This is a genomic window from Micromonospora aridisoli (assembly GCF_056150025.1).
Window position 1 is genome coordinate 1 of record NZ_JAXCFK010000216.1, and the last position, 498, is coordinate 498.

Genomic DNA, 498 nt, shown 5'->3' on the forward strand with positions numbered 1-498 from the left:
TTATCTGATGAGATGTTAAATAGAAGTGCATCTAAACAATTAGAAGACCCGAATCTCAATGTATCCCTTGTTAACAATAAACGTTGTATTCTTATTGATTTTGGTGGTCCCAACGTTGCAAAACCTTTACATGTAGGACATTTACGCTCTCTCATAATTGGAGAGAGTGTACGACGTATTTTTGCCATTCAAGGATACAACATAATTTCGGATTTACATTTAGGAGACTGGGGGCTGCAAATGGGGATGCTAATCTCTGAAATTGAAATTAGATACCCCAATCTACGATGTTTTGATGAGCTAAATCCGTCTTTGTCAATTGACTCTTTGAAATGTATAGAGGAGTTGGATAGTTTATATCCTGAAGCATCTAAAGCTTGTCAAAATGATCCAGAACGGATGCAATTTGCTCGAAAAGTTACTGCTGCCTTACAAGCAGGTCATGTTGGTTATAGACTTCTATGGGAAAAATTGCGTTCGATATCGCTGAGTAAGCAG

The 498-nt window shown here is 37.6% G+C and carries 1 protein-coding gene; it reads left to right on the top strand.

Annotation, left to right across the window (positions count from 1 at the left end):
• On the top strand, positions 1 to 498 hold a 498-nt coding region (argS, locus tag SM447_RS30180; protein ID WP_474576254.1), incomplete at both ends, for an arginine--tRNA ligase domain-containing protein.